20 protein-coding genes and 1 tRNA gene are annotated in these 19851 nt (G+C 58.5%); 12 read left to right on the top strand and 9 right to left on the bottom strand.

Going from position 1 to position 19851, the window contains the following annotated elements:
• Nucleotides 1-238 precede the first annotated feature (238 nt).
• The 12 genes from KGL31_11075 (at nt 239) to KGL31_11020 (ending at nt 7763) form a co-directional block, all read left to right on the top strand.
• On the top strand, nt 239-493 hold the full coding sequence (locus KGL31_11075; GenBank protein ID MDE2322435.1) for a histone: 255 nt from the start codon (nt 239-241) through the stop codon (nt 491-493).
• A 55-nt stretch (nt 494-548) separates the two neighbouring features.
• Nucleotides 549-803 (top strand): histone, encoded by a 255-nt coding sequence (locus KGL31_11070; protein ID MDE2322434.1) that lies wholly within the window; start codon nt 549-551, stop codon nt 801-803.
• Nucleotides 804-935: 132 nt separating this feature from the next.
• Nucleotides 936-1012: transfer RNA gene (locus KGL31_11065), tRNA-Met, on the top strand.
• 429 nt (nt 1013-1441) lie between these two features.
• Nucleotides 1442-2785, top strand: coding sequence for a signal recognition particle protein (gene ffh / locus KGL31_11060; protein MDE2322433.1), 1344 nt, complete (start codon nt 1442-1444; stop codon nt 2783-2785).
• Between the two features lie 55 nt (nt 2786-2840).
• Nucleotides 2841-3122, top strand: a complete 282-nt coding sequence (rpsP, locus tag KGL31_11055) for a 30S ribosomal protein S16 (protein ID MDE2322432.1) — start codon at nt 2841-2843, stop codon at nt 3120-3122.
• 39 nt (nt 3123-3161) lie between these two features.
• Nucleotides 3162-3446 carry a KH domain-containing protein gene (locus KGL31_11050; protein ID MDE2322431.1) on the top strand — a complete coding sequence of 95 codons (285 nt, stop codon included), beginning with the start codon at nt 3162-3164 and terminating at the stop codon, nt 3444-3446.
• 4 nt (nt 3447-3450) lie between these two features.
• Complete coding sequence (gene rimM / locus KGL31_11045; protein MDE2322430.1) at nt 3451-3975, top strand: 16S rRNA processing protein RimM; 525 nt, start codon at nt 3451-3453, stop codon at nt 3973-3975.
• Nucleotides 3962-4702: a tRNA (guanosine(37)-N1)-methyltransferase TrmD gene (gene trmD, locus KGL31_11040; GenBank protein ID MDE2322429.1), complete on the top strand. Its 741-nt coding sequence runs from the start codon at nt 3962-3964 to the stop codon at nt 4700-4702. Before rimM ends, trmD begins: the two co-directional genes overlap by 14 nt.
• Before the next feature lie 150 nt (nt 4703-4852).
• Nucleotides 4853-5200, top strand: a complete 348-nt coding sequence (rplS, locus tag KGL31_11035) for a 50S ribosomal protein L19 (protein ID MDE2322428.1) — start codon at nt 4853-4855, stop codon at nt 5198-5200.
• 14 nt (nt 5201-5214) lie between these two features.
• Nucleotides 5215-5817, top strand: a complete 603-nt coding sequence (locus KGL31_11030; GenBank protein MDE2322427.1) for a ribonuclease HII — start codon at nt 5215-5217, stop codon at nt 5815-5817.
• 13 nt (nt 5818-5830) lie between these two features.
• Complete coding sequence (locus tag KGL31_11025) at nt 5831-6220, top strand: YraN family protein (protein ID MDE2322426.1); 390 nt, start codon at nt 5831-5833, stop codon at nt 6218-6220.
• Nucleotides 6221-6230: 10 nt separating this feature from the next.
• Nucleotides 6231-7763, top strand: coding sequence for a YifB family Mg chelatase-like AAA ATPase (locus tag KGL31_11020; protein MDE2322425.1), 1533 nt, complete (start codon nt 6231-6233; stop codon nt 7761-7763).
• Between the two features lie 406 nt (nt 7764-8169).
• Here the strand turns inward: KGL31_11020 and KGL31_11015 are convergent, their stop codons facing one another.
• The 9 genes from KGL31_11015 to KGL31_10975 form a co-directional block, all read right to left on the bottom strand.
• Nucleotides 8170-8697: a DUF2141 domain-containing protein gene (locus KGL31_11015; GenBank protein ID MDE2322424.1), complete on the bottom strand. Its 528-nt coding sequence runs from the start codon at nt 8695-8697 to the stop codon at nt 8170-8172.
• A gap of 79 nt (nt 8698-8776) precedes the next feature.
• Entirely contained in the window at nt 8777-9928 is a 1152-nt protein-coding gene (locus tag KGL31_11010) for a fatty acid desaturase (protein ID MDE2322423.1), read from the bottom strand.
• Between the two features lie 277 nt (nt 9929-10205).
• Nucleotides 10206-11978 (bottom strand): ATP-binding cassette domain-containing protein, encoded by a 1773-nt coding sequence (locus tag KGL31_11005; protein ID MDE2322422.1) that lies wholly within the window; start codon nt 11976-11978, stop codon nt 10206-10208.
• 31 nt (nt 11979-12009) lie between these two features.
• Nucleotides 12010-13074, bottom strand: a complete 1065-nt coding sequence (locus KGL31_11000; GenBank protein ID MDE2322421.1) for a Stealth CR1 domain-containing protein — start codon at nt 13072-13074, stop codon at nt 12010-12012.
• Nucleotides 13075-13093: 19 nt separating this feature from the next.
• Nucleotides 13094-15160: an asparagine synthase (glutamine-hydrolyzing) gene (gene asnB / locus KGL31_10995; GenBank protein MDE2322420.1), complete on the bottom strand. Its 2067-nt coding sequence runs from the start codon at nt 15158-15160 to the stop codon at nt 13094-13096.
• A 154-nt stretch (nt 15161-15314) separates the two neighbouring features.
• Nucleotides 15315-16505: an aminotransferase class I/II-fold pyridoxal phosphate-dependent enzyme gene (locus tag KGL31_10990; GenBank protein MDE2322419.1), complete on the bottom strand. Its 1191-nt coding sequence runs from the start codon at nt 16503-16505 to the stop codon at nt 15315-15317.
• Nucleotides 16502-16750 carry an acyl carrier protein gene (locus KGL31_10985; GenBank protein ID MDE2322418.1) on the bottom strand — a complete coding sequence of 83 codons (249 nt, stop codon included), beginning with the start codon at nt 16748-16750 and terminating at the stop codon, nt 16502-16504. Before KGL31_10985 ends, KGL31_10990 begins: the two co-directional genes overlap by 4 nt.
• 27 nt (nt 16751-16777) lie before the next feature.
• A complete protein-coding gene (locus KGL31_10980) occupies nt 16778-17731 on the bottom strand; it encodes an NAD(P)-dependent oxidoreductase (GenBank protein ID MDE2322417.1) in 954 nt (317 codons plus the stop codon).
• Nucleotides 17710-19536, bottom strand: coding sequence for a fatty acyl-AMP ligase (locus KGL31_10975; protein ID MDE2322416.1), 1827 nt, complete (start codon nt 19534-19536; stop codon nt 17710-17712). The genes KGL31_10980 and KGL31_10975 overlap by 22 nt, the downstream gene beginning before the upstream one ends.
• Nucleotides 19537-19851: the final 315 nt, after the last annotated feature.

The raw sequence follows: 19851 nt of genomic DNA, 5'->3' as shown, positions 1-19851 counted from the left end.
TCGGATTTACCCCAATTGGGATAGATCATCTCCTAAATCGGGTGAACGGAGAGGTGTGGAGGCTTCCTGCATCGTCCGGTTCTGACCGATATGATTTGCAACTCATGAGATCTATTGCGGAGAATGATTAATGTTGTCAAGCGTAAGATTTGGTATCCTTCCTGCAAGTAATGAGGAGTGATGAATGGCGATCGATGGATCTATGATGCCGAAACCAGGAAGGAGGTGATTTGAAGCGATGATGAAGAAATTGGGTATCGTATTGATGGCTGCATTCTTCAGCGTCTCCGTGGCTGGCCTCAGCTTTGCCGACGAGATGAAGGAGCATAAGGGCATGCCTGCGGCGACCAGCGCTCCAGCCAACCCTTGTGCTGGTAAGGAGATGAAGGAGGCGCCGAAGAAGGCGAAGAAGAAGGTGGCTAAGAAGAAGGCGGCGGCCCCGAAGGAGGAAGAGGCCCCAGCTGCAGCCCCGGCTGCACCAGCGAAGAAGTAACCGCTCTTCTTCTGATGATATGACGTCGAAACCAGGAAGGAGGTGATTTGAAGCGATGATGAAGAAATTGGGTATCGTATTGATGGCTGCATTCTTCAGCGTCTCCGTGGCTGGCCTCAGCTTTGCCGACGAGGCGAAAGCACCGGCGCCTGCTACTGCCAAGGAAGAGATGAAGAAAGAGGAAGTGAAGAAGCCGGCTCCTAAGAAGGCGAAGAGGAAGGCGGCGAAGGCGGCTAAGAAGGCGGAAGAAAAGAAGGAAGAGGCCCCAGCGGCTGCCCCAGCCCCAGCTCATACACCAGAGAAGAAGTAGAGTTTATTTGTTCTTCGGGCTCGAACAGAGCCGAAAGGCACCTCGCATCTTGCGGGGTGCCTTTTGTTTTGTGGCAACAACAAGCGCCGAGAAAAGGCTTGACACTGGAGAGTACCTTATCTAAGATACCCTTGCGGGGTGGAGCAGTCTGGTAGCTCGTTGGGCTCATAACCCAAAGGTCGCAGGTTCAAATCCTGCCCCCGCAACCAAAAATCAATGGGTTAGGCGATTTCGCCTGGCCCATTACTTGTGTAGAACGCCCAGTAGACCCTTAGGAGGCTTACCCTCTCGGGTTCCCAAGCGGGGGCGATGGCCTCCCGGGTGATCCAGGGCATTCTGGATTCCCTCTCGGATCGTCCGCTTCACATCCGCATTACTCAAAAGCAGCCCAACGTGATCCTAACTGTAGTGCGGCAGTGACCGATCGGATGTTTTCTCGTCGGATGGAGTAGCTGTCGGGGATTCCCCGGGGGCCGAAGTGTCCGGGAGCGGCGAGTCGCGGGCAGTAGGGAATCTTCAATCGCCACAACAGAGGACTTTACCGTTAGCGATGACACTGGCAACGCCTGCACAGTTTTAACCTTGACAAGGGGCGACGAGAGGGCTATTTTTAAGCGCTGCGGAGGGAGTGGTGGCAGGTGTTTGAAGGACTTACAGAACGATTAAGCTTGGTCCTGAAAAAGCTTCGTGGCCACGGGCGCCTCAGCGAGGAGAACATCACTGAAGCGCTTCGAGAGGTACGGCTTGCGCTACTCGAAGCGGATGTCAATTTCAAGGTCGTCAAAGGGTTCGTCGAGCGCGTCCGCGATCGGGCAGTGGGCCGCGAGGTATTAGAGAGTCTTACCCCTGGCCAGCAGGTCGTCAAGGTCGTCTACGAGGAGCTGGTCGAGGTGCTTGGTAAGACACGCGCCCCGCTGACCTATGCGTCCGATCCTCCGACGACCATCATGCTGGTCGGCCTGCATGGATCCGGCAAGACGACAACGTCGGCGAAGCTGGCCCGATGGTTCGTGTCGGAAGGGCGGTCGCCGCTCCTGGTAGCGGCCGACACGGTGAGGCCCGCGGCCAGGGAGCAGCTCCAGACGCTTGGGCGGGCCCTTGGGGTTTCGGTGTACGCGGGGCCTGGTTCTGCGCTGCAGGTATGCCAGGAGGCGCGACAACTGGCAAAGGAGCGTGGGCAGAATCCGGTGATTCTCGACACCTCCGGGCGACTCCATATCGATGAGCCGCTCATGCAAGAGCTGGTGGCGATTGCAGCGGCCACCTCCCCGACCGAGCGGCTGATGGTCGCCGACGCCATGACCGGACAGGATGCGGTCAATTCCGCCCTCCGGTTCAACGCGGATCTTGATCTGACGGGATTCATTCTCACCAAGTTAGATGGGGATTCCCGAGGCGGCGCGGCCCTCTCGATCAGGTCGGTAACAGGGAAGCCGATCAAGTTCATCGGTGTCGGCGAGAAGCCGGATGCCCTCGAACCGTTCCACCCTGAACGACTGGCTTCTCGGATCCTCGGGATGGGCGATATCCTGACCCTCGTGGAAAAGGCGCAGGCGAGGGTGGATCAGAAACAAGCCCAGGAACTTGTGAAGAAGGTTCGCGCCGAGGGCTTTACGCTGGAGGATTTTCGTGTGCAACTCCAGCAACTGAAGGACCTTGGGCCCCTCGATCAGGTGATGGAGATGATCCCGGGGTTGTCACGGCAGAAGGGCCTGGCTGACACGTTCTCAGCAGAACGAGAGTTCAAGCAGGCTGAGGCGATTATTAATTCGATGACCCGGAAGGAGCGGGAAGTTCCCGAAATCATCAATGGGAGCCGGCGCCGACGGGTCGCTGCCGGAAGCGGCACATCGGTGGCAGATGTGAATCGTCTGCTTAAACAGTTTGTCCAGGCCCGGAAACTGATGAAACATGTCATGCCTGGAGGTAGCGGGGCGAGGGCGAAAATGGCAAAGCGCCTTCGATCCTTCATGGGCGTGTGACGCCGGACAGACCTGCCTCTGCGGTGGACGCAGAAGAGTAAGGGGGGAGATAACGATGTCTGTGAAGATCAAATTGCGGCGGATGGGGGCAAAAGCGCACCCCTTCTATCGTTTGGTGGTGGGAGATTCGCCGGTCGCTGGAGGTGGCAAGGTGCTGGAGACCCTGGGTACCTACGATCCCCATGGGGAGCCGCCTGCGCTCTCTGTGCAGGCCGAGCGTGCATTACAATGGTTGCAGCGGGGTGCGGAGCCCACCGACAGCGCTCGACAGCTTTTGCGTCGGGCAGGCGTCATGCGGCAATTGGCTGAATTGAAAGCCGCAGGCAAGGGTCAATAACGCTTAGGTCGTTAGGCTAACGCATCGGAAGGAGGATACATGGAAGGCGGTCCGTCGGTTCCGAATCAGAGTCCCATGGAGCAAGCCAACGCGCTTAAAGAGCTGGTGGAACGGATGGCCATGGCGCTGGTGGACAGTCCGGACCATGTGACCGTCGATGCGGCAGAGGAGGATAACGCGATGGTTCTCCGCCTGCGAGTGGCTTCCTCTGATGTCGGCAGGGTAATCGGCAAGCAGGGCCGGACGGCTAAGGCGATGCGCACTGTACTGCACGCCATCGCAGCCAGGTCGAAGCGTCGGGCTGTTCTGGAGATTCTGGAATAGGTGAATGGCACTGCCGCACCTCGTGCTGGGTAAGACCGTCAAGGCCTGGGGGCTCAATGGGGAATTAAAAGTGCAGCCCTACGCCGACTCGATCGCGATTGCGGCAGGATCGGCAACTGTGTACCTCAGGAGGGCCGGGGGCGACCTTGTGGAGTACGGCGTGGAGCGGATTCGGCAGGCGGGTCCAGCCTGGATCGTGCAACTGCAAGGCGTACAGACCGTTGAGCAGGCGGAACGTCTCGTTGATTGCGAGTTGCTTATTTCCAGATCGGCTGCCCCAACGCTTCCGGAGGGGACCTATTACCATGTCGATCTCATGGGCCTTCGGGTTGTGACCGAAGAGGGACGAGAGCTCGGACGGATCGTCGAAATCCTGGAAACGGGTGCCAACGATGTGTACGTGGTGCATGGTGAAGATTCGGAATGGCTGCTGCCCGCGACCAGGGAGGTTGTGAGAAGGGTCGATCTTGCAGGGGGGATTATGCTGGTCCATCTTCTGGAAGGGATGATCGAAGCTGAGGCGGTATGATATCCTCACGCTCTTCCCTGGGTTTTTTCAGGGACCTCTTTCGGAAAGCATCCTCAAGCGAGCCCAGCAGCGCGGCATCGTGCAGATCACGGTCCACGATCTTCGGAGCTATGCTCGTGATCGGCATGCCATCGTGGACGATCGGCCGTATGGGGGCGGCGCTGGAATGGTGCTTAAGCCCGAGCCGATTCTTGAGGCAGTTGCGAGTCTCCGTCAAGGACCAGAGACGCATCTGGTCCTCTTGACCCCACAGGGTCGCCCGTTTAAGCAGGCGATTGCCCAGGAGCTTGTCGAATACCGGCACCTGCTGCTCGTATGCGGCCGGTACGAGGGGTTCGACGAGCGGGTGAGAGACCTTCTGTCGCCAGATGAGATTTCGATCGGGGATTACGTCCTGACGGGGGGGGAGTTGCCGGCGCTCGTGCTCCTGGATGCTGTGATCCGATTGCTTCCCGGTGCGCTGGGCGATGAAGACTCAGCCCGGTACGACTCATTTGTAGATGCGTTGTTGGACTTTCCTCACTATACGCGGCCACAGAGCGTGCAGGAGCTTGCGGTTCCGGACGTGCTGCTGTCCGGAGACCACGAGCGAATCAGGCGCTGGCGTCGAAAAGAGGCCCTCAGACGTACCAAGGCGCGGCGGCCGGATCTCCTGCAGCACGCTTCGCTGAGTGAAGAGGATCTTGAACTCCTGAGGGAGATCGAAGAAGAGCAGGAGACTGGTTAATTACTTTGAAAGGCCCCCTCACCTACACCCTCTCCCCAGTGGGGGCGAGGGGCATCAAAAAAGACTCCTCTCCCCTGTAGGGAGAGGATAAAGGTGAGGGGGTGCGGAATGTGAAATAGCTCGTACTTTTTATATAGTGGAGGCTGAATCATGGATGTCATCAGAAGCGTCGATGCGCCCTCGTTGAAGGCGCAGATTCCGGACTTCTCGCCCGGTGACACGGTCAAGGTGCAGGTGAAGGTCCTGGAAGGGGACAAGGAAAGATTTCAGGCTTTTGAAGGGGTAGTCATTCGTAAGCGCGGCAGCGGACTGGGCGCCACCTTCACGGTCCGCAAGGTTACGTACGGCGTCGGTGTTGAGCGCATCTTCCCCATCCATTCCCCCATGATCGAGAAGATCGAGTGCACAAGACGGGGTCGTGTCCGTCGAGCAAAGCTCTACTACCTGCGGAAGTTGAGGGGCAAGGCCGCACGGATCTCAGAGCGCAAGCTGACGTAAAGAGAATCGCTTCGCTGCCGCCCGCAGAGGTAGAAACCGGTCTCCGTACCGCCGGCTATCACTTCATTGCGGGTGTTGATGAGGCCGGACGGGGGTCGCTGGCCGGACCGGTCGTGGCTGCCGCCGTGATGCTTCCGCCGACTTGCGTAATCAAGGGGGTGGATGACTCCAAGGCCCTCAGCGCACAGCAACGCGAGCGACTCGACTTGGCGATCAAGTCCGAAGCGGTAGCCGTCGGCTTCGGCGTGGTCCAGGAGGAGGTAATCGATGCCCTTAATATCCTCCAGGCGACAATGCTTGCCATGCGGCGTGCTATTGCGGCGCTGAACCCGCCCCCCGGTTTTGTCCTGATCGACGGCGACCAATCCCCCCGTTGCTCCATCCCACATCGATTGATCCCTTCCGGGGATCGTCTCTGCTTCTCCATCTCTGCGGCGTCCATCCTTGCGAAGGTGGCCCGGGACCGAATCATGCAGGCATACGACCTGGCCCTCCCGCACTACGGCTTCGGTCGACACAAAGGATACGGGACCTCGGAACATCTGTCGGCTATTGCGCGGCTGGGTGTGAGCCCTATTCATCGGAAGACCTTCAAAGGTGTCCGGGAGTACGTATAACGGAGGCCCACGGATGACAACCGGACGGTCGGCTCTGGGAGCGGAAGGGGAGCGCGCCGCGAAGGCGTATCTGCAGGCCAAAGGATTCCGGATTCTCCACGAGAACTACTCGACCCCGCTGGGCGAGATCGATCTGGTCGCTCAGGACGGCGGCGTGGTAGTGTTTGTGGAGGTGAAAACTCGCACGTCAGGCGAGTTCGGTCCGCCGCAGGCCTCGGTCACGCGTCACAAACAGCGTCAGATCGTCAAGGTCGCGGAGCTATTTTTGCAGCGCCACCGGCTCTCTGGGGCAGCCTGCCGCTTCGATGTTGTCGCCGTCACGTTTGCAGGCAGCCAGGCAGGGCGGCCCGAGATCCTCCTGATCCGGGACGCTTTCAGCAGCGAGGGGACTACGCTCTTTTAGCGGAGGTACGATGCTGGCCAAGGTGTTATCCAGCGCGGTGCTGGGGGTCGAGGCCTACCTGGTCGACGTCGAGGTCGACATCGCCCAAGGTCTGCCCAACTTCAACACCGTCGGGCTGCCGGATGCGGCAGTCAAGGAGAGTCGCGACCGGGTGAGGGCAGCCATCAAGAACTGCGGCTTCGACTTTCCCGCCCGGCGGATCACGGTGAACCTGGCGCCGGCCGACATCAAGAAGGAGGGCGCCTGCTTCGACCTCCCCATCGCCTGCGCCATCCTGGCGGCCATGGGCCTGATCAAACCTGACCGGCTTCAGAGCCATCTGCTCCTCGGCGAGCTGGCGCTGGACGGCGGCGTCAGAGGGGTGAACGGTGCTCTGCCGATGGCGGTCTCGGCCGCGCGCAATCGAATTGCCGGGATGGTCCTGCCGGCAGAGAACGCCCCAGAGGCGGCCGTGGTGGAGGGGATTCAGGTCTTCGGGGTTGAGACGCTTCCGCAGGTGGTGGAGTTTCTGAACGGCGCCCAGGAGATTCCGCCCACGCGCATCGACCTCCAGGAGGTCTTCGCGCAACACGCTAGCTACGGCGTCGATCTGGCCGATGTGAAGGGACAGGCCCACGCGAAGCGGGCGCTTGAGGTGGCGGCGGCCGGCGGTCATAACATCCTCCTGATCGGACCGCCCGGCTCCGGCAAGACGATGCTCGCTAAGCGACTCGCCACGATCCTGCCTGACCTGGTTCTGGAGGAAGCGATCGAGGTGACGAAGATCCATTCCATTTGCGGCCTTGTGCCGTCCCGCGCGGCGCTGGTGGCGACGCGCCCATTCCGGGCACCGCATCACACGATCTCAGATGCCGGGCTGATTGGCGGCGGAACGATCCCACGGCCTGGCGAGGTGAGTCTGGCTCACCACGGGGTCCTCTTTCTGGATGAACTGCCAGAGTTCAAACGGTCGGTGCTGGAAGTATTACGCCAGCCGCTGGAGGACGGCACTGTGACCATCGCGCGCGCGGCGACCTCCGTCACCTATCCCGCTCGCTTTATGCTGGCCGCCGCCATGAACCCCTGCCCCTGTGGCTACTTCACCGACCCGCAGCGACCGTGTACCTGCTCCCCTCCTCAGATTCAGCGGTACCGGTCGCGGATCTCGGGCCCGCTGCTGGATCGGATCGACCTGCACCTCGATGTGCCACCACTGCGTTATCGGGAGATTACGACCGATTCCCAAGGGGAGCCCTCCGAGCAAGTGCGGGAGCGGGTGAAAGAGGCCAGGGCGCTTCAGCAGGAGCGGTTCAAGCGAACCCGGACCTTCTGTAACGCGCAGATGGGTGTAAAGCAGCTTCGCCGTCACTGTCAGATCGGGCCCGATGGGCAGACGCTCCTGGAGACCGCCATCGAGCGACTCGGCCTGTCCGCGCGGGCGCATGATCGGATCCTCAAGGTCGCCCGGACCATCGCCGATCTTGAGGGCCACGAGATGATCCGGACCGATCATCTGGCCGAGGCGATCCAGTACCGCACCCTCGACCGCCGCACCGGGTGGTAGGTATGTGGTTCAGTGAGAGGCTGGGCTGAGGACCGACACCCAACTCAATAACCATGGCGATGTCGCCAGGAGTCGTGGCGTATAACTGGGAGTAACCGGAGTGCTGGGATTCGCTTCACCCATCCCAGCCTACAGTACTTAGATTTGGAGATTGCATGCGTCTCAAACCTCGCGACTACAAGCTGCTGTTCATTCCGTTCATTGCGCTGATCTCTCTCCTTATTCTCGGAGTTATCTTCAGGATGCTCACCAAATAGCCGCTCGTATTGTCACCTCTATGGTCCGGTAGGCAGGGTTGAGGAACCAAACTCAACTCAACGCCAACCATGCGAACATATAACCCTATAAAAATTATTGGACTGGCAGAGAAGGCTCTCAGAACGGGGAGGAGCTTAGGATCAGGACTTCAGTGTTCTGACGCTGTCGGATAGATCAGTTGGATTTCCAGGCGGGTCTGACTGTTCGAAACATGAAAAGCCACTTGTGAGTGACTAGGTATGACTAAAAATTGGGTAGGATTATTCGAGAAACCGCCGCCTTCGCCGGGCAACCCTATCCAGTTCCTGTCGAATTTCCCATTAGCGTTTTCATCGTGATACACGGCCGCGGCGTACATGCCTGCTTTTGGTACAATCACACAGAACGCGACGGTCCCCCGCTTCGCCGGAGTCCGTTGTTTTAAGATTGTCTTGCCTTTCGCGAGAAAATCGTCCGGGTTGTCGCCATACAGGATGAACATGATATTCCCGCGATCGTTTCTGACCCCATGCACTCGGACCTCGATGGCGGCGGAGTTGCTGTCACATACCCGCTCGATTGCGTGAGCCCTGGCATGTACCTCTCCGCTCCACGACAGCAATAACAGGCACGCGAGCCCGAGGCCGACGAAGGAAGAAGTCATACCGCCGTAGCGCTCCAGCAGCGCGTCAGCCATGGCACGCACCCCCGACGCCAAAGGTCGCACATTATGCCGCCGCTGGATAGAGGAAGCCGGTTGCGTCCGCGTGATCAACTTATTGCGCATATGTCGCTGTTTCCGGATGGCGCCACACCTGCATCGGATTGTGACCGGCCTCCCCCGCCAGTTTTTCGCTTCGCAGGAGTTCGCGGATCGCAGCGCAATAACCAGGCACGATTGTGCTCCGGTATACCGAATCCTCCGGCAGTCCTTCCATTAAACGACGATGGGCCTCACCCATAGAATGATAAGGCATCAACGGGAAAGCGTGATGCAAGGTGTGATAACGCAATCCAACCGGAAACAAGATCAGCGTCAAGAGAGAACACTCTCCGATGGTCAGAGAGTCCTCGACCTGCTCCTCGTATGTCATCCTGCTTCCTGCATTTACGTACCGATGCGCCACGAGATTACGGACCCAGTTCAGGCCTATCGTCCAGATTACCAGACAATAAACGAGTCCGATCGTTGTCCACGTGATCAATCCGGTAAACAGCAACGCAAGAACACCGACGACCCACAGAAAGCCGAGCAGGTCCCACGCCATCCAGGCCCCCTGAGGTTCAGTTGATGGAATGACACGCCGATAGTACGGGTTGATGATATAAGAAGACCAGCGTTCCATTACCCATCGCCGTAATCGAGGATGGAGAAATGACAGCGGTACTAAGACGAGAAAGCGGAAGACGGTCAAGGGCGGCAGGACGGGGACTTGTGCAAGATACAGCAGAGTTTCTCGAATAGGAGCCGAGCCCAACGGCAGATACTCTCCATCAGCCGGGGTTCCGAACTTGCGCGGGTGGTGATGGTCAAGATGGTTCCTATACAGGAGTGAATGCATGAGCAGAGGCGTTCCGACAATAAGATTCCAAACGATACGAAATCCCGCCATGGAGTCTTCCTCCCTATGGATAATCTCATGGATGAAGATCCCGCCCCTGAATAAAGCAGGGCCGGCTAGCAGGAATGCGATGATCTGCGTTGGTGAAAAAGCCGGGGCCAGTATGTACAAAGCGGCACAACCGTATCCGATGGAAACCGTAATTAGAAAGTCGATCCAGTAGAGCGCGGGCTTGGGTGCGAGTAGATCGTGAACGAGTCTCTTCGCCTCTGGGCGCGAAAAGGGTCGCAGACCCTGCCTTGGGACGATCGACGAGTCCGATCCCTGCATGGCAATAGAAGACGCCCCTTTTTCAAAACCGTACAAAGTTAACCTCCCCTCCGCATGTCACCGCAAATGCGCGTGGCGGTACGCTTCCGAACATTTCTCCATCAAGCGCACATTCCGTCTCTATCGGTAGCGCTCGCGGGACGAGAGCTTCAGCGTGACTGGAGGCTCTCCATGAATGTTGGGCACAAACAGCCATCGCTCATAACGAATACGCTTCCAGGGAGCCAGGAGACGCCGCCCCGTTGTTGTTCGGAAACCTGGCCGAGTATTCGCTGGGCCGAGTACATAGCGGGCTCTTATACTATAAAAAGATCTATCCTGTCAAGATCGGTCCCTTCACTGATTGCCCCTCTGGCGTCATTGGGATGAGACCCGAATCATGGTCGCTTGTGACCAAAGCAATCTCGCCGTGTCGTATCCGGTAGACCCGGTCGGCAGACTCCACCACGGCAGGCTGATGCGAGATGGCCAAAATCGTCAGCCGATCCAGCAGGCCGCGTAGCGTTTGGCATATCTCAGCCTCGGTCTCCGGATCGAGCGCACTGGTCACTTCGTCCAGGATCAGCAGTTTGGGCCGATGCGCCAGCGCTCTGGCGATAGCGATGCGTTGGCGCTGGCCTCCTGACAGTGTCGAGCCGCGCTCCCCGACCGAGCTGTAGATCCCGGAGGGCCGTGCCATCACAAAGTCCCAAGCCCCTGCAGCACGCAGTGCAGCTTCGGCATCAGCCTCGCTCAGCTCCGGATCGCCAAGCGTGACGTTTCGCAACACTGTGTCGTGAAATAGGAAGGTCTCTTGTGGCACATATCCGATCATCCGCCGCCACTGCCTCAGGTCAACGGTGTCCAGCGACAGGTTGTCGATCCAGACATGGCCTTGCTGCGGACGCAACAGACCAGTAAACAGATCTGCTATCGTTGTTTTCCCCGCCCCCGATGGCCCCATGATGGCAGTGAATGATCCCACCGGAACAGTCAGCGACGCATTCCACAATATACGATGTTTTCCATATCCAAAGCTGACCTTGTCCAGGCAAATGGCCTTTTCGAGGTGAGGGGGAAGACCTCCCGGCGCTGTTTCACGGTCACGGTTCGCGCCGTCAATAGCCGCTTGCAACGACCAGAAGGCGCTTTCCAGGGTCCGCATTCTCTGGTATTGCCGCTGTATCTTGGCAAGACAGGTCAGTAAATTAGCGAAAAGAAAGGTCATAATCATCACGATACTGAACGGCATCTGCCACCGGCCAAGGGCCACATAGAACCCGACAGCGATGATGATGGCCAACAGGACATCTTGGGAGGAACTGAGCGCCTCCGAGCTGAGCACTTCCCACTGGTATGCCCGGTCTAATCGCTTGGTGTCGGATTTAAGGGAGGGACCGATCAACTCTTCCCTCGCCATGGCTTTGAGCGGTTTGATGGATTGAAGGCTATCGGTTAAACAGGCGAGAAGGGATTTTAATAGTTGGGTCTGGCGGGTTCCGGCTCGATGCGCCATACGGATGAGACGGTTGAGTCCGTAGAGGATAGCGATCCCTGGAACCAAAAATGCCAAGGTCGCCTTCCCCGCGACAACGAAGGCCACAGCCGCATACACTATGGCCTCGATAAACAGAGTCACGCCCTTGGCACCCTCATAGTATGCCATTGAAGCCCGCATCGCTTCAGTGCCCACCGCATTGGCGAAGCTTCCGACAGGTTGGCGTACATAATACTCCCACCGAGCGGCCAGGAGGGCATGGAGTAGGGAGAGTCGTAGATCAGTGGCGACATGCGTGACCGTGTAGCCAACCTGGGTTTTGGCCAACAGGGTAAATGCCCCTTTGACCGCCACACAGAGGACGATGACAATCAGCAGCGTGCCGACACTTGGCGTCAGCCCCGCGGCTGAGAGCGATTGCGTCAGGACCTGCTGCGTTCCGAATAGCTGAGAACCGGTGCCCTGGGTCTTCTCGCCGGTTGCCGCGCTGAGCATCGGAAGCAGCATGAGGAACCCGACCCCCTCCGCAATGCTGGCGAACAGCAGGGAAATGAGGGTGAGTGCGCTCCGTCGCGGATACATCCGGACGATGGTGCTTAAAAACCGCATGGCGACACGCAACAGTTCAGAAGATTACACTTCACAGAGGTTTACCGCGGACGATCGCTTCTAGAGTATGAAGATCTCGATTCTCAGCGGACGTTTTCTCAAAACGGCTAGGGTTGGGGAAAAGGCTTTCCATCATATGCGTGATGTAGGATCCCCAGTCGAAGTGCTCATTGTATTCGCAGTCATTTAAACACAAAAACTTGGGACGCTGGGATGGTGGTGTGTTAATGAGAGCTCTTGATTTCCGGAGTAAGCGGCCTGGGTTTGATTTAGACATCATCAACCAATTTTTGTCGAAAATAGGCATGGCCGCGCTCCTGTAGATCGCGTAATAAAGCAGCAAGGCGGCGACGTCAACGCTTTGTCGCGATCGAAACCTCTCATGCATTGCAATAGAAACCTCTCGAGGAAACCTGTCGTGTATCTCATAGGCAATCGATTTCGAGTGTATCTGAATTTGATGATTGGGATAATTCCAGCGATAAAAATTCTTCCGAAAAGGCTGCAGCCGTATCCAGTGCTTTAGATGTATGCGAGGCCTATAGAATTTCCCTAACTCTACTTCCATAAGGTGACAACTATTCACCATTTGCTCAGAAAATGGATCGTGTTCTGGATCGCGAGGAATATGGACAAGGTTTGTTTTAAAACCCACACGCATCTTCGCATTTCCAAGAAGGAAATCTTCAGTTGAGACATCATTGAGAAAGAACATGTCGTCGTTTGCATACAAAAAAAACTCGGACAGTCCGCGAATTCTATGCATGACGGTCTCAATGGCATTGGAAGAAAAGCATGGTAAGCAGCTACTATCCGGGAAAATATCTTGATGATCAACAACACATAGACCCCCAGCCTCTGAATTCAGCCAGGTCGGTCGCTGCTGATTTGTAATAAGGTATATATTTCGGATGAAGGGTGCGTGCTTGGCTACGCTTCGCAAGCTGTATTTGAGCTCATCATGATTCCTAAATCTCGCAGCAAAAGGGGTCGGAGTATGCCCACCGATTGCTTGAAGCGCTTCAATTTTTTTGGCTTGCCATACCGGATCTGTTGAGTCCACCCATAAATACACCAGATCGATGTCGTTTAGCATTCATGCTACCTCCTTCGCTCTAGCCAACGATGCTCCTGAAGCCACCTTCAGCGTGCAACCGAAAAGCCGTAGGCGCTTCAGGCGGCGCCGAACGATCGATACCGGATGCTCCTGGGCAGCCACTCGTGATTGCGGACTCTGCCGCCTGATGTCGCAGCCACTGCTGGAACATCAGGACGCGCCACAGCAACTTCCCACGGTTATGCATTCCCGCAAGATGTTCGTGCCAGCGTGCGCGGACAAGTGTGGGGTCGAAAAAGCCGTCCTCGGCGAGTCTCCGTTCATCGAGCAGCTCTTCCGCCCACGCCCGTAACGGACCCCAAAGCCACGCCTTGACCGGCACGTCAAAGCCCCTTTTCGGGCGGTCGACCAGCGCCCGCGGAACGTACCGGTAAAGCACCTTGCGCAAGAGTCGTTTATTCTCGCCGGTGTCCGTATATTTGAGTGCCGGCGCCAGGCGCCAGACGTATTCCACGACGCGATGGTCTAGCAGCGGCACGCGAACCTCAAGGCCGAATGCCATGCTCGCTCGATCCACCTTGGTCAGCATACCGTCCGGCAGGCGTGTCATCATATCGAGGAAGCCGATGCGTTCCATAAAGTCTGGCAAGGTGGCTTCTGCCGTCGCATCCTGCAGGAGATCCGGCCGTTCACGGGCGCCGGACATGACAGCGGCCGAGTCCTCAAGCGGGCAGACTACCTGACGATAGAGGTCGCTCTCAGTTGCCCCCACGAAGGTGTGTGTCAGCACACTCCTCCGATTGAGCGAAAGCTTATGGCGGAGGGAGACCGGGAGAACGCCGGACAGCATCGCGCCCCCTGCCAGGATCCACTCTGCGGCAGCCGTTGTGGCGCCCGCTGTGGCGCCTCGCAGCGGCATGGGGAGATACCGGCCAGCCTGTGCAAGGGCCCATGCCTTGTAGTAGCTTGTATAGCCTCCGAGCAGTTCGTCGCCACCGTCGCCTGAGAGCGCCACGGTGACATGCCGCCGGGTCAGCTCCGAGAGGAGCAGGGTCGGGATCTGGGAACTGTCGGCGAACGGCTCGTCGTACCAGCGCGGCAGCTCGGGGATGATCGCTAAGGCCTGTTCGGGCGCGACGTACAGTTCGGTATGCGCGGTGCCGAGATGCGCCGCCACCTCACGGGCGTGGCGCGCCTCATTGTAGCGCGGCTCCGCGAAACCGATCGTGTAGGTGTTGATCGGACGGCTGCTCTGCGCCTGCATCAGGGCCGCGACCACAGACGAATCGATTCCGCCGGAGAGGAAGGCGCCCAGCGGTACGTCGGCCGCCATGTGACGGCCGACGGCATCGCGCAGCAGAGATTCGAGGCCGTCGACGGCCTCCGCCTCGCTGACGTCGAGACGGTTGGCGGCGGCCGCAGCAGCGACCTCTCGTGCATCCCAGTAGGGATGGATCTCTGGTGCGTCAGCATAGGGTAGCATGAGGAGGTGACCGGGCGGCAGCTTGAAGACGCCGCAATAGATACTGTATGGCGTCGGTACGTAGCTGCAGCGAACGAAGGCAGCAAGACTGTCTCGATCGATCTCAGGAGCCCAGCCGGCATGCGCGCGCAACGCCTTGAGCTCAGAGCCGAACATGAACAGGTTACCAAATCGTGCCCAGTAGAGCGGCTTGATGCCGACTCGATCACGCGCCAGCACAAGCGTCCGCGCTACTCGGTCCCACACGGCAAAGGCGAACATGCCGTTAAGCCGCCCAAGCGCGGGTTCGACTCCCCACTCTGCGCACGCCTCGGCAAGGACCTCGCTATCGCAGTGGCCGCGAAAGCGCCGGCCGCGGGCCTCGAGCTCGCGCCGGAGCTCAGCGTGATTGTAGATCTCACCGTTATAGGTGAGGACAAGACGCCCGCATGAGGACACTATCGGCTGCCGCCCCGCGGGCGAGAGGTCGAGGATGGCGAGCCGCTGGTGCGCCAACGAGATTCCTGCCGCCGGATCGATCCAGACGCCGGAATCATCAGGTCCCCGGTGGCGCAGGGTCGCCGCCATCGCCGCGCCTGTCGCCGCCAAGCGCTCGGCGTCTAACGCGCCGCGCGCGTCAAGAAATCCGGCAATGCCGCACATCTGTGCTCCAAATCAGTTGAGCGCCCAACCTTATGGCCACACGGGTTCACCGTCGTGGAAATCCCACTGATCCCGCTGCGCCTGCAGGAGAGCGAATCGTGAGGTCACTGTTACGATTGGTCGGCTCTACGACTGCACCGAACCTTCTGCGGCGTTACGAAGAGAAGGCTGCCTTCACGGACGCAAAGGCTTTCGAAATGCGGTCGATCTGGTCAGGGGTATGCGCCGCGCTCACGCTACACCGGAGCAGGCTCCCGCCGTCTGGGGCCGCCGGTGGCAGGATCATGTTCACGTACACGTCTTGACGGAACAGACCGTTCCAGAAGGCGATCGTGTTTTCTGCCTGTCCGAATCGAACTGCGATGATCGGACTGGGTTCCGGACCCAGCCTGAATCCCAAATCCTTCAGCGAGTCATACAACCGCCGCGCATTGGTCCAGAGCTTCAGACGCAGTTCGGGTTCCGTTCGGAGTCTTAGCAGGGCAGCCCTTGTGGAGGCGACAACCGACGGACATAGGGATGCGGTGAAGATATACGGGCGGCTGGCATACCGGACCAGTTCCATCGCTGGATGATCCGAGACACAGAACCCTCCGGTGGCACCCAGGCTCTTACTGAAGGTCCCGACGATAAAATCGACGCTGTCCTCGGCGCCGGCCTCCTCGGCACGCCCGCGGCCCCGCTCTCCCAAGACCCCAAGCGAGTGGGCCTCATCCAGGAGCAGATAAGCGCCATGCTCCTGCTTCAAGGTCGTTATCTCCGCCAGCGCCGCTCGATCCCCCAACATGCTGTAGAGGCCTTCCGCGATGATGAGCGTATTGACGCAACGCCTCCCCAGACGTGTGAGGCGCTTATGGAGATCGGCGGTATCGTTGTGACGAAATCGAATGACCTCCGCCCCGCTCATCCGGCAGCCATCATAGATGCTCGCATGACAATCGGCATCGATCAGGATCACATCTCCAGGGCCGGCGAGGGCCGAAATGATGCCCAGATTGGCCAGGTAGCCGGTTGAGAAGACATCACACCGCTGGCGCCCATAAAACTCCGCCAGCTCTTTCTCTAATGCCAGGTGTCCACTGAAACTGCCATTCGCCATTCTGGATCCGGTCGTGCCCGTTCCCTGCGCTTGCACGGCTTGGACCGCCGCCGCTATACACTGAGGGTCGAACGTTAAACCGAGGTAGTTGTTTGTCCCTGCCAGGATCATTGGACGGCCGTTCACGATGGCCTCGGTTGGCGACAAGAGGCGCTCGATCGTCACCCGAAAGGGATCTTGGCTCGATTGAGTCAACGCCTCACGAGCGTCGGCGAGTTGTCGAAACTTGTCCAGAAGGGCTGTCACTTATGCTCCATGAGTTGCTCGATCTGCCTGGCGAAATCCCCGATGGTCCGTAAGTCCGGGACGATGTTTAAAGGAATGGAGATATCAAACCGTTCCTCTACCTCAAGCAGCAACTCCATGACCTTCAACGAATCGAGATCGAGATCGGCTACGAGCTCTGTCCCCTCCGAAAGGGTCTGTCCGTCCTGTCCATGTGGCCGTAGGATCTCGTAGAGTTGCGGAAGTATCGCTTCGTAGTGAGCCATCTGTGAGTCAGCGTGATATGAATCGGGTTATGCGCCTACCTCTTGCCCGGGCAACGGGAGACCAAGAGTGAGCCGCAGACCTTCTTCCAAACGCACCTTTGGCGTCCAGTTGGCGACCTGGCAGAACGGAGCGTTATCGCAAATCCAGCTCTGGTGTCTAAACTCTCGCACCTTCCCTGGGGTGAACATCGGTGCGTAGTCTATCACAGATGCCACCATCTTGTTGAGCGTCGCGACGACATTCAGGATCAGCTCCGGCACCTGGAAATGGATCACCTGTTTTCCCCGAAGCTGCTGGAAGGTTTCGACAACCTCATGCCAAGCATACCCATTGGGATGCCCATCATCCAACTCGAAAGGGCGTTTCTCTCGGATGTTGCTTATCAACCACTGTATCACCGCCTCTGCCAGGTCTTCCACGTAAAGTAAGGAGAATCTGGCGTCTTTTCGACCCAGTATGGGGGCGATCCCGTGCAGCATCAGGCGAAGCAGGGGACGCATCGCCCGGTCTTCTGGGCCATAGACCACTGGAGGGCGTAGCGCGGTCCACGGAAGTCGATCTGCGGCCGCGGATAGGGCGAGTTCTCCCATCCGCTTGCTGGCTGCGTAGGGCGATAACTCCGGCTCTCGAGCCGCCAATGATGATATCAGCAGAAATCGGGGTACGGGGCTTCGGCTGGCGGCAATATGGGCCAGCCGCGAGACCGCCTCAACGTTCGCTGGGTAAAAGTCGGCCTTGGTGATCCCGCGCACCGCCCCTGCGCAATGGACCACAGCAACCGCGTCGCCCACTAGGTTTTCGAGGCAATCGCGATCTTCGAATGTGCCCAGAACCCACTGAAGCGGAGTGCTCGCAAGGCGGGCTGTCAGAGACGGTGAACGGCGTAGCGCGCGTACCCGCCATCCTCCTTGTATCAGTCTTCGGGCTACAGCGCTCCCAATGAATCCCGTCGCCCCCGTTAACGCAACAACGTCCCGCATGGGTCCGCTTGCCGGCGGGGTTGCTGTAGACGAGTCTCGGCGGATCCGTTTCGGCTGTGGAAGAACTGGACTACGTTATTGCGGGCCAGAAATTCTTCCCGGGTCTTTGAACGGGAAAGCTTCCCGGAGGATGTGCGCGGCAGGGTACGGGGAGGAACGAGTTCGACGAAACAGTCGAGCGCGAAATACTCGCGGATCACCCCCTGCAACCGGCGGATAAAATCGGCTTGTTTGGCAGCATCCAGCTCCCGGCAGTGGACGACCATCACGGCCATCTCGGTCCGGTCGGGGGCCTCTACCGAGAACGCGCATGCGTCGCCCGGTCTGACCTCCGGCAACTCCTCGGCGAGATGCTCCAAATCCTGAGGCCAGATGTTTCGACCATGCACGATAATGACATCTTTCTTTCGGCCAATGATGACAAGGCTGCCTTTCACGAGATATCCGAGGTCCCCTGTGTCGAGCCATCCATCTGAGGACAAGACCTTTCGGGTTTTCTCGGGATCGCCGAAATAGCCGGACGTCATATTGGCGCCTCGCACGAAAATTACGCCCGCGTGGCGTTCGGGTAGAACATGGCCCTGTTCGCCTCGCACCTCAACTTGAATTCCAGACAGCGGGGCGCCGCAATTGACAAATCGGCTTATGTTTATCTTGTCTGAGTCCGATCTGAACTCACACCCGTTTAGAGGAGATGCCACCCCGCACTTGGACAAAAGGGTCTGGTCTACCTGATCAATGGCGATACCCTTATCTGTTGGCGCAAAACTTACAGCAAGGGAGGCTTCAGCCATTCCATAGCAGGCCACAAATGCGCTGGACTTGAACCCACTGGGCGCGAGTACTTCTGCAAATTCCTTTAAGACACCGGGCCGAATTGTTTCAGCGCCTACGCCCGCGGCCCGCCACGCGCTGAGGTCAAACCTGCTGGCCTCATCCCGCCTGAGACGCCTCGCACACATCTCATACCCAAAGGATGGGCTGAATGAAATGGTAGCCTTCGCCTGCGTCATCAGCGACAGCCACAACCGGGGTCGCATGGCAAACGACTGCGTTTTCAAATAATCTACGGAGACCTGGCACACCATCGGCGCAAGCACGAACCCCACAAGCCCCATATCGTGATAAAAAGGCAGCCAGGATACCGCGCGATCTCCCGGGCGAATCTTGAGACCCTGTGTGAGGATTCCCTCCAGGTTGGCGAGTACTGCGGTCTGGGAAATCATCACCCCGCGGGGAAACCGAGTGCTTCCCGAGGTGTATTGAAGATAGGCCATCTCGGCAGGACGCAAGGACTCCAACTCCCCCAGGGCTTCAGGCAGGCGATCAAAGCTTTCTGCCGTGCCGATATGGTCCAACTCGAGACCGTCGGCAGCCTCGCTCAGGAATGGGAAGAATTCAGGTGGAGCCATCGCGACGGAGGGCCGGCAGTTCGCGAGAAGCGCCCGAAGTTGGGTAACATATCGCTTACGACCGCTTATCAGGAGCGAAGCCGACAGCGGAACGGGCACCAAGCCGGCGTACTGACACGCAAAAAAGAAGCGCTGAAAATCCGGACCGGTATCCGCGACGATTGCCACGCGAGCACCTCGCTCGAGTCGCAGGCTCATAAGGCGTCGCGCCAGCAATCGCGCCTGCTCTCGAAGATCAGCATACGGCAGGACTGCGTACAGCTCACCTCGGTCCCCGTAAAAATTACATCCAGTCTCTCCCCCGGCTGCATAGTCCAGCGCCTCGGCCAGCGTAGAAAAGCCAGTGACCCGAAGCGGCAGAGTATTCTCAGTCGGCGTCGGTCCTGTTACCATTCCCGCTACACCCCCTGTGCACAAAGCGAAGTTGCCTGATGACCTCACCCCTCAGCGCTGACAAGACCTTTCACGTACTGGCCAAGAGGAGCAGAACAGGCTCAATACCACAAGCCAAGCGACGCATGTAAAGCGACAGCGGCAAACTGCCGCCGCTAGCCTCCCGGAGGGAACTGATGTATCGAATGTATCGAAGCCTACAGCAGATAGCCGTTGCAACACTCCGATCCATGGACTAAGCGCGTAGGGGCATCGGTCGTACCGTTTCATCAAGCGCCTATAATGTATTGAATACCACCATTAAACATGCATAAT

Source organism: Candidatus Methylomirabilota bacterium, assembly GCA_028870115.1.
In the GTDB taxonomy this organism is placed as follows: Bacteria; Methylomirabilota; Methylomirabilia; order Methylomirabilales; family Methylomirabilaceae; genus Methylomirabilis.
This window is presented reverse-complemented; position numbering and strand designations above follow the sequence as displayed.